The sequence below is a fragment of the Vibrio sp. V43_P6S15P86 genome, assembly GCF_009904725.1.
In the GTDB taxonomy this organism is placed as follows: Bacteria; Pseudomonadota; Gammaproteobacteria; order Enterobacterales; family Vibrionaceae; genus Vibrio; species Vibrio diabolicus.
On record NZ_WXWT01000242.1, the window covers coordinates 1 to 9,899 of the forward strand.

General features: G+C 46.3%; 9 protein-coding genes. 2 read left to right on the forward strand and 7 right to left on the reverse strand.

Going from position 1 to position 9,899, the window contains the following annotated elements; genetic code table 11:
* Positions 1-147: 147 nt before the first annotated feature.
* The 6 genes from fre to trxA form a co-directional block, all read right to left on the reverse strand.
* On the reverse strand, positions 148-861 hold the full coding sequence (gene fre / locus CAG69_RS10710; protein ID WP_005398442.1) for an NAD(P)H-flavin reductase: 714 nt from the start codon (positions 859-861) through the stop codon (positions 148-150).
* A 14-nt stretch (positions 862-875) separates the two neighbouring features.
* On the reverse strand, positions 876-1,145 hold the full coding sequence (locus CAG69_RS10715) for a 2Fe-2S iron-sulfur cluster-binding protein (protein WP_054868319.1): 270 nt from the start codon (positions 1,143-1,145) through the stop codon (positions 876-878).
* The gene (ubiD, locus tag CAG69_RS10720; protein WP_161444143.1) at positions 1,142-2,995 is read right to left on the reverse strand and encodes a 4-hydroxy-3-polyprenylbenzoate decarboxylase; all 1,854 of its coding nucleotides are present in this window, start codon (positions 2,993-2,995) and stop codon (positions 1,142-1,144) included. Before ubiD ends, CAG69_RS10715 begins: the two co-directional genes overlap by 4 nt.
* Before the next feature lie 91 nt (positions 2,996-3,086).
* A complete protein-coding gene (locus CAG69_RS10725; RefSeq protein WP_161444145.1) occupies positions 3,087-4,079 on the reverse strand; it encodes a hypothetical protein in 993 nt (330 codons plus the stop codon).
* 105 nt (positions 4,080-4,184) lie between these two features.
* On the reverse strand, positions 4,185-5,444 hold the full coding sequence (gene rho, locus CAG69_RS10730; protein ID WP_005378757.1) for a transcription termination factor Rho: 1,260 nt from the start codon (positions 5,442-5,444) through the stop codon (positions 4,185-4,187).
* Between the two features lie 196 nt (positions 5,445-5,640).
* Positions 5,641-5,967, reverse strand: coding sequence for a thioredoxin TrxA (gene trxA, locus CAG69_RS10735; protein ID WP_004745500.1), 327 nt, complete (start codon positions 5,965-5,967; stop codon positions 5,641-5,643).
* Positions 5,968-6,078: 111 nt separating this feature from the next.
* Between trxA and rhlB the strand changes: the two genes are divergently transcribed.
* Positions 6,079-7,392 carry an ATP-dependent RNA helicase RhlB gene (gene rhlB / locus CAG69_RS10740; RefSeq protein WP_161444147.1) on the forward strand — a complete coding sequence of 438 codons (1,314 nt, stop codon included), beginning with the start codon at positions 6,079-6,081 and terminating at the stop codon, positions 7,390-7,392.
* Positions 7,393-7,411: 19 nt separating this feature from the next.
* The gene (gene gppA, locus CAG69_RS10745) at positions 7,412-8,905 is read left to right on the forward strand and encodes a guanosine-5'-triphosphate,3'-diphosphate diphosphatase (RefSeq protein WP_161444149.1); all 1,494 of its coding nucleotides are present in this window, start codon (positions 7,412-7,414) and stop codon (positions 8,903-8,905) included.
* 181 nt (positions 8,906-9,086) lie between these two features.
* Here the strand turns inward: gppA and CAG69_RS10750 are convergent, their stop codons facing one another.
* The gene (locus CAG69_RS10750) at positions 9,087-9,755 is read right to left on the reverse strand and encodes a 7-cyano-7-deazaguanine/7-aminomethyl-7-deazaguanine transporter (protein WP_005397008.1); all 669 of its coding nucleotides are present in this window, start codon (positions 9,753-9,755) and stop codon (positions 9,087-9,089) included.
* Positions 9,756-9,899: the final 144 nt, after the last annotated feature.

The following is a 9,899-nucleotide window of genomic DNA, read 5'->3' on the forward strand; positions in this document are numbered from 1 at the left end:
TTGGTGGATGCGCATTATAGGGAACTCAGATCCGTTCGCAACCCTTTTTTGAAAAAAAATGGAGAAAACTGACTGTTCGATGACTATTTCATCAAAAAAGCAAAAAAGAGAGTAAAAAACCCTCTTTTTCTGCCTCATAAGCCGTATTTAAATGAATGCGTACGCGTCTGCGAACATACGTTCGCTCTTCGCTTTCTTGTTCTGAGTGAACTGTTCACGTGCTGCACCAGCCATTTCAAAGCGGCCTGCAATATAGATATCGTAGTTTTCTAAACTTTCGAAATCTTCACTCACCGCTTGTAGCACGTTACCAACCTTACCTTGCCAATCAGCAGGTGCTTCTTCTACTACTGGAACAAAGTGAACGTTAGTAAACTTATCGGCGATCTCGACCAGTTCTTCTTTTGCATAAAGTTGGCAGTTATCTCGCGCACCCCAATATAGATAGATAGGGTTGGTTTTATTCTGCGCTACGCAGTGATCCAGAATCGAGCGCACGTAACTAAAACCTGTACCACCAGCAATTAATAATAGTGGACGTTCACTTTCTTCTTGAACCCAAGCGTCACCATGCGGGGCATCAATTTCAATCTGACCATCAGTTTCAAGCGCCGCTTGCATTGCTTCGACAACTTCTTGAGCGTAAGCGTTGTGTTCCGCCGCACCGATATGCAGTTCAAGTTCACCTTCATGACGGCAAGGGCTGCTCGCGATAGAGAAAGGACGTTTGTCTTTTTCACCCATCACCACCATTAGGTACTGACCCGCTTTAAAAGGCACTGGTGATTCTGGATGAAGAAGGATTTGGTAAGTATTACAAGCTAACGGCTGAATAGACTTTACTTTACATTGGATGGTCATGGTGTTCCTCTCGCTTACTCGTCAAAAGTAAGCACTAAATTACTTTCTGTATAGGCTTGGCAAGGGAATATCCAACCTTGCTGTTGCTCTTTTTCGGTTAGCATAGGTTCGAGGTGATAGCTCACCTCGCCCGTTAGCTTTTTACACATGCACATGGCGCAAGCGCCAACTTGGCAACGGTGTGGGAAGCAAATATTGTTGTTGAGCGCAGCTTCCAGCACCGTCTCCCCTTCTTTTACTGGAAACGTAACGTCCATTGGTAGAAGGTGGACTTGATGACTCATAGAATACCTAACTGGTCCCAAATCTCATCGACTTTAGCCACAAGTTTAGGATCTTTTTTGATAGGCGTACCCCACTCGCGCGTGACTTCAGATTCGAACTTGTTGGTCGCATCCAGTCCTAATTTGGATGAACTCTCAGTCTTACTAAGCACTTGAATCGTGTCTCTATCTGGGTCCATTCGAGTTGTCACCGCCCAAATGATGTCATTCCAATCTCGTGCATTAACGTCATCGTCGCACAAAATGATGAATTTGTTATCCGCGTACTGAGCAAAGAAGCCCCATAGATATTCCATCAATTCTTGGGATTGACCAGCTTGGTCTTTCTTCATAGTTACGACAGCAAATTGGTTGTTTGCTGTAACTGGAAGATAGACGTCAACAATCTCAGGGCGTTGCTGTTTCAACTCATTCAGCTCTGCTTCGGTAATCGCTTTGCTGTCTCGCTCAGTGACCTCGGTTCGCGTCGCCAGCTCAGCATCCCATTTAATGGTCGCATCCAAGCCCATTTTGGAGCCAAGCCCAACCACTGGTGAAGCAAAGTCGAGCGAGTCGATTGGCGTGTTATCTATCATCAAGGTATCACGTACAGGGTCCATATGCTCTGACATGGCTTTAACGACATCATTCCAATCTCGCGCGTTTACCGATTCATCGCACACAATAACAAACTTGGTGTACATGAATTGACGTAAGAAAGACCACACACCCATCATTACGCGCTTGGCATGTCCTGGGTACTGCTTCTTCATGGTGACGACTGCCATTCGGTACGAACAACCTTCTGGCGGTAGATAGAAGTCTTCGATCTCTGGAAACTGCTTTTGCAGAATCGGCACAAAGACTTCGTTTAATGCCACACCCAATACAGCTGGTTCATCTGGCGGACGGCCTGTGTAGGTACTGTGGTAGATTGGGTCTTTACGCATGGTAATGTGCGTAATGGTAAACACGTGGTGCTTTTCTTTTTCGTTGTAGTAGCCAGTGTGATCGCCATAAGGACCTTCATCAGCAAACTCGTTCGGGTCGATAAAGCCCTCCATGACGATTTCCGCGCTTGCTGGCACTTCTAAATCATTGCTGACTGACTTCACGACTTCAGTTTTGCTGCCACGCAGCAAACCTGCAAATGCGTATTCCGATAGCGTATCTGGCACTGGTGTTACTGCGCCAAGAATGGTTGCTGGGTCTGCACCAAACGCGACCGAAACTGGGAAAGGTTTACCTGGATTGGTTTCCATCCAATCGCGCAGGTCAAGCGCACCACCACGGTGAGCTAACCAACGCATGATGATTTTGTTCTTGGCAATTTTCTGCTGACGATAAATGCCTAGGTTCTGACGTTTCTTGTTTGGACCTTTGGTCACGGTTAAGCCCCACGTAAGCAGTGGTGCAACGTCTTCCGCCCAGCAACTCATTACCGGGATTTTGTCCAAGTCGACTTCATCACCTTGCCACACAATCTCTTGGCACGATGCTTTTCTTAAGCGCTTGGCTGGCATGTTCAATACTTGTTTGAACACTGGCAATTTTTCCAATGCGTCTTTGAAGCCTTTTGGTGGCTCAGGTTCTTTTAAATAAGCCAGCAGCTTACCGACTTCTCTTAATTCTTTAACGTCTTCACGTCCCATACCAATCGCGACACGCTCTGGCGTACCAAATAAGTTAGTCAGAACGGGGACGTTGTAGCCGATCGGATTCTCGAATAACAAAGCAGGGCCACCAGCACGCAAGGTGCGGTCACTGATTTCTGTCATTTCGTAAGCGGGATCGACAGGGTGAGTGATGCGTTTAAGTCGACCTTTCTGTTCTAGGTGGTCGATAAATTCGCGTAAATCCTTAAAACTCATAGGCCTTCATGCTGGCTGATTAAACTGTCCGCAGTATAACAAATAGGAGGACGCTAAGATCCTCCTATTTTGTGTGGGTATGTGAGCCAGATTACTTTAATACTTGCTCTATCTGCCGAGTCTTTACTTGATGGTTGTTAGAGACTAACTCTTCCAACCAGGTTTGATGCCCTTGCTGCGCCAGCTCTCGAGCGACCATGGTAGCTTCTTCCGATAGTGCCATTTTGCTCACTAGAAACTGTTTCACTTGCGGAGATAAAGGGTTGGATTTTGTAAGTAGACTAATAGCTTCTGGTTTGAGTGACGGATTAACGGTGGAGTTCATCAATTGCTGAATTGAAAAAACGTCCCCAACCGTAGCTAAACGCTCGAGTTCGGACTTGCTGTTGTAATCCGCTCTCATCCGCCAGAGTAAGTTGTACACTTCCTCATCTTGACTGACTTGCGCTAATCTCACGATCACGGCTGTCGATGGTAGCCAACTGGTCACATTCGCTTTGGTTAACTGAGTGGTTAATGCGGCAAGCGCATGCGGTGATAAGCTGTCCAACTCTCGAATCAAAAGTGCTTCACGCGCCTGAGCTTGTTGAGATTGCCCTGTAAGCCATTGCTTTAAGTCGAGCTCTTTTCGCTCAGCTTGTAGTACAAAGTCCAAGGTACTTTGGTCTTGCTTCCAACGCTTAATCAAGCGGCTCGCAATGGCAGGAAAGTTAAAGGCAGGTACACTAAACTCATACCCGTCCCCTCGCTCTAGAACCTGATAAGTAGGAGTCATACGGATCTGAGACTCAACAAACAGAGCCATTCTAGGCGTGAGAATGACATCTTGCTTCTCAAGCTTTTCCAATAACCGAAAACGCACGACCTCTTGTTGAGGTAAAGCTAGTCGATCAAGGGCAAATTTAAGCGAGTCGACCTCATCCCTGACAACGTAATCAAGCAGTTCAGAGACTTTAGCCTGTATTTGAGTATCCTGAAGCCACTGTTCTACTACAGACTCCTGCATTTCCTTGGCAGATAACGTCGCGGGTAGTGTGATAAGTGACAAGCTCAGGAGTAATGACGACAACATTCCTTGTTGCATGTTAACCTCCCGATAACATTTCCTTCATTCTGATACTTCTATCGGGAGAAAGCAATAAAAAAGCCACCGATATACGGTGGCTTTTCGCAGAATGACTATTTGAGACTATTGACGACGCATCGCATCGAAGAACTCATCGTTGGTCTTCGTCATCGCTAGCTTATCAATGAGGAATTCCATTGCGTCGATTTCGCCCATTGGGTGAACGATCTTACGCAGAATCCACATTTTCTGTAGTTCATCAGTCTTCGTCAGTAGCTCTTCACGACGTGTACCTGAACGGTTGAAGTCAATCGCAGGGAATACACGCTTCTCAGCAATCTTACGGTTCAAGTGCAGTTCCATGTTACCTGTACCCTTGAACTCTTCGTAGATAACTTCATCCATCTTAGAACCAGTATCTACTAGTGCCGTTGCGATGATCGTTAGGCTACCGCCCTCTTCAACATTACGTGCTGCACCAAAGAAACGCTTAGGACGGTGTAGTGCGTTTGCATCCACACCACCTGTCAGTACTTTACCTGATGAAGGTACTACGGTGTTGTAAGCACGAGCGAGACGAGTGATAGAGTCAAGCAGGATAACCACGTCTTTCTTGTGTTCAACAAGACGTTTCGCTTTCTCGATTACCATTTCCGCTACTTGTACGTGACGAGATGCTGGCTCATCGAAAGTCGACGCGACTACTTCACCTTTAACTAGACGCTGCATCTCTGTTACTTCTTCTGGACGTTCGTCGATAAGAAGTACCATCAACTCACACTCTGGGTGGTTGTATGCGATGCTTTGAGCAATATTTTGCAGAAGCATTGTCTTACCCGCTTTTGGCGGAGCAACAATCAGACCACGTTGACCTTTACCGATAGGCGATGCCAAATCTAAAACACGTGCTGTGATGTCTTCTGTAGAACCGTTACCACGCTCCATAACCATGCGCTCATTTGCATGCAGAGGGGTAAGGTTTTCAAATAGGATCTTGTTACGAGCGTTGTCTGGTTTGTCGTCGTTAACGGTATTGACTTTTAGAAGGGCAAAGTAGCGTTCACCGTCTTTTGGTGGACGAATTTTACCAGCGATAGAGTCACCAGTACGTAGGTTAAAGCGACGAATCTGACTTGGTGATACGTAGATATCGTCCGGACCCGCAAGGTATGAACTATCTGCACTGCGTAGGAAACCAAAGCCGTCTTGCAGAATTTCCAGAACCCCATCGCCAAAGATGTCTTCGCCGCCTTTAGCGTGCGCTTTTAAAATCGCGAAGATGATGTCTTGTTTTCTTAAGCGAGCTAGGTTCTCTAATCCTAAGCTTTCGCCCAGTTTTACAAGGTCAGACACAGGTCTGTTCTTCAGTTCGGTAAGGTTCATGGTGGTGGATTCTTGTTTAGTCAAAATAAGATCTGTTTTCTAGTTAAGATGGATTTGGTCTCAGGATCGACCAAGAAGAGAAATTTGTTCAATTAACGCGCGATAAGTTAGCACTAATTAGTATTCTAGTCCAGAGTTAGAAAAACAAAACCGTGCGTTGTTACTTTGCACGGTTTTATCTGTAATCACTTGGTGATTATAAGTTTGCGTCCAAAAACTCTTTTAGTTGAGTTTTAGACAGAGCACCAACTTTCGTTGCCGCTACGTTGCCGTCTTTGAATAGCAGTAGCGTTGGAATGCCGCGAATACCAAACTTAGGTGGTGTACCTGCGTTATGGTCGATGTTTAGTTTACCGATAGTGAGTTTGCCTTCGTACTCGTCTGCGATTTCGTCCAGAATAGGAGCGATCATTTTACAAGGACCACACCATTCTGCCCAGAAATCCACTAGAACCGGGCCTGCAGCGTTGATTACATCGTTTTCAAAACCGTCATCAGTTAGCTGCAAAATCTTATCACTCATCTTCCACTCCAATGTGTTTTTCGAAACTGGTTGGATGATAACCAGTAATTAGATGCCCTATTGGAATGTATTTACTTTCGTATTGCAAGCTTTAGCTGATATTCTATAGCCATGAAAAAGACGCATATCACAGAGCAAAAGTTCGCCGATTTGGGCTTAAAGCCCCAAGTTATTGAAGGATTGGACAAAAAAGGGTTCGAATTTTGTACCCCTATCCAAGCCTTGGCGTTGCCGGTCCTGCTCACCGGCCAAGACATCGCAGGCCAGGCCCAAACGGGTACTGGTAAAACGCTCGCGTTTCTTACTGCTACGTTCAACCACCTTCTGACGACTCCGGAACATGAAGGTCGTAAGCCTACACAGCCACGCGCAATTATTATGGCGCCAACACGTGAGCTCGCTATTCAGATTTACAATGATGCAGAATCATTAACTGAAAGCACAGGTCTAAAAACCGCTCTAGCTTACGGTGGTGAAAGCTACGACAAGCAACTTGCGAAACTGCAAGACGGCGTAGATATTCTGATCGGAACAACAGGCCGTATCATCGATTTCTACAAACAGCGCGTATTTAACCTCAACAACATTCAAGCTGTTGTTCTGGACGAAGCCGACCGCATGTTCGATCTTGGCTTTATTAAAGACATTCGCTTCTTGTTCCGTCGTATGCCAGAACCAAAAGAGCGTTTGAACATGCTGTTCTCAGCGACGCTTTCTTACCGCGTTCAAGAACTGGCATTCGAACACATGAACACCCCTGAGCATGTTGTGGTAGAGCCAGAACAGAAAACTGGTCACCGCATTCAGGAAGAACTTTTCTACCCTTCTAACGAAGATAAAATGGCCCTCCTTCAAACTTTGATTGAAGAAGAATGGCCAGATCGCGCCATCATTTTTGCGAACACGAAACACAAGTGTGAATCGGTTTGGGGTCACTTGGCCGCCGATGGACACCGTGTCGGTCTTCTTACTGGTGATGTACCGCAGAAGAAACGTGAAAAGATTCTTGAGCAATTCACCAAAGGTGATGTCGACATTCTTGTTGCAACTGACGTTGCTGCGCGTGGTCTGCACATTCCTCAAGTGACGCATGTTTTCAACTATGACCTTCCTGACGACTGTGAAGATTACGTTCACCGTATTGGCCGTACCGGTCGTGCTGGTGCAAGCGGCCACTCGATCAGTTTTGCTTGTGAAGAATACGCAATTAACCTGCCTGCAATCGAAGAATACATTGAGCACACTATCCCAGTTTCAGAATACGATTCGTCAGCGCTGATCCAAGATCTGCCAGCGCCAATTCGTATGCGTGCGCCACGCAACCAACAGCGTCGTACGAATACTGGTGGTACTCGTTCAGGTAACCGCAAGCCGCAAGGACGTCGTCCGCGCCAACCGCGTCAATCGGCACCAAAACAATCGTAAAAGGAAACTGAGTTCGTTTATGAGTCAAGCAGGATCATCGCCGCTATACGCCGCCATCGACCTCGGGTCGAACAGTTTTCACATGCTCGTTGTGCGTCATATCGATGGCAGCGTTCAAACAATGGCTAAAATTAAGCGCAAGGTTCGTCTAGCAGCGGGCCTAGATGAACATAATTCTCTTAGTATGGAAGCTATGCAGCGAGGATGGGACTGCTTAAGTCTATTTGCGGAACGCTTGCAGGATATTCCTAAACAAAACATTCGTATTGTAGGCACAGCCACTTTACGTACCGCCACGAATGTAGATGTGTTTCTGGAGAAAGCGAACCAGATTCTTGGTCAACCAATCGACGTTATCTCCGGTGAAGAAGAAGCGGCCACTATCTATAAAGGTGTCGCACACACTTCTGGAGGCAGCGGTCGCCGCCTTGTGGTCGATATTGGTGGCGCAAGTACCGAGCTCATCATCGGTGAAGGTTTCGAAGCCAAAGCACTGACCAGTTTAAAAATGGGTTGTGTGACTTGGCTGGAAAACTTCTTTAAAGATCGCCAGTTGAATGCGCGTAACTTTGACGCAGCAATTGAAGGCGCGAAGCAGACTATCCAGCCAATTCTAGAGCGCTATACAGAAATCGGTTGGAATGTGTGCGTTGGCGCATCAGGCACCGTTCAGGCATTGCAAGAAATAATGCTAGCGCAAGGTATGGACGAAGTAATCACTCACTCCAAATTGAAACGCCTGCAGAAGCAAGCCATGTTAGCCGATCATTTAGAAGAGCTCGACATTGAAGGCTTAACGCTTGAGCGTGCGTTAGTATTCCCTAGCGGCCTATCTATTTTGATTGCCGTTTTTGAATTACTGGAAATCGACGCGATGACACTAGCGGGCGGCGCACTACGTGAAGGCTTAGTCTACGAGATGGTTGAAGAGCTACGTCAAGAAGACATCCGTGCTCGCACAATTGCCAGCGTACAAAGTCGTTATCAGCTCGATCACCAATACGGTGAACAAGTTGCGACACTGGCAAGCAAACTGTTGGAGCAAGCCGGCGGCGATGAGTGGATTACGGAACCTCAAGGCAAGATATTGCTTGAAACCGCCGCAAAGCTGCATGAAATCGGCTTAACGATCGATTTCAAAAAAGGCGGTGAGCACAGTGCTTACCTACTCCAGAATTTGGATTTACCTGGCTACACTCGCGCGCAGAAGTTCTTTCTTGGTGAGATTGCCCGTCGTTATCGAGAACAACTCACCTCACTGCCTGAGCAACACGCGTTATCAGGCTCAAGTGCCAAGCGCGTACTGCGGTTGTTGCGCTTAGCGGTGTTGTTAACTCACCGTCGCAACCAAAACTTAGAGCCAAACGTCGTATTAACGGCTGAAGGTGACAACCTAACATTAAATATTGATGCACAGTGGCTAGCGGCCAACCCGTTGACCGCCGCTGAGCTAGAAATCGAATCCAACCGTCAAACTGATATCGGTTGGCCATTAACGATTACCTCTGATTAATGGTTGTTATCCCATGACAAAGGCTCCTTCTGGAGCCTTTTTTAATACCCGTTATTATCCTATGTACAACTCATAGAGTTTTGAGACACCGATGATCTAAATGCTCATTTCGCTGTACATTTGCTTTAGAAACAACAAAGCCGCTATCAAAAGCGGCTTTGTTGCTATTAACTGATGAAAACTATGCCGTCGTCGTAACTTTAAAGTTAGGGTTCACTGCCGTTAGCTTCTTAATTAAGTAATTCAGTAGTACGCCGTACATAGGCACAAACAGACCAAGACTAATCACTAACTTAAAGCCGTAGTCCACCAGCGCGATTTCCGTCCAATGCTCCGCCATAAATGGATCTGGACTTTGGTAGAACGCAATCGCGAAGAAGGCGATGGTATCCAGTGCATTACCAAAAAGCGTTGAACACGTTGGGGCCACCCACCACTGTTTCATTTGGCGTAGGCGGTTGAACACGTGCACATCCATAATCTGACCAAGTAGATACGCCATGAAGCTAGCAATCGCGATACGAGCAACGAATAAGTTAAATTCCCCTAAGTGACCAAAACCTTGGAACTGCCCCTCGAAGAACACCACCGATAAGAAGTAAGAGACAGCCAAAGCAGGCAACATTACTAAGAAAATGATCTTACGCGCCAACTGAGCCCCGAAAATACGTACGGTTAAATCCGTCGCAAGGAAAATAAATGGGAAGGTGAATGCACCCCAGGTGGTATGTAAGCCAAAGATAGTAAACGGTAGCTGAACTAGGTAATTGCTGGATGCAATAATGACTAGATGAAATAAAACCAGATAGATAAGGGCGTTGCGCTGCTGCGCAGGGGTAAAGTTACTCATGCGATACCTTTTTAGTTTGGTTTGGGGGCGAGGGAACCCAAATCGAGCGTTTTCTACAGAGAAAAGCACTCTTACCAACAATGTAAAAAATTACGATTAAACTAACTTAACTCATTCAGAGTAAAGCGGTGGGCGATTATACAT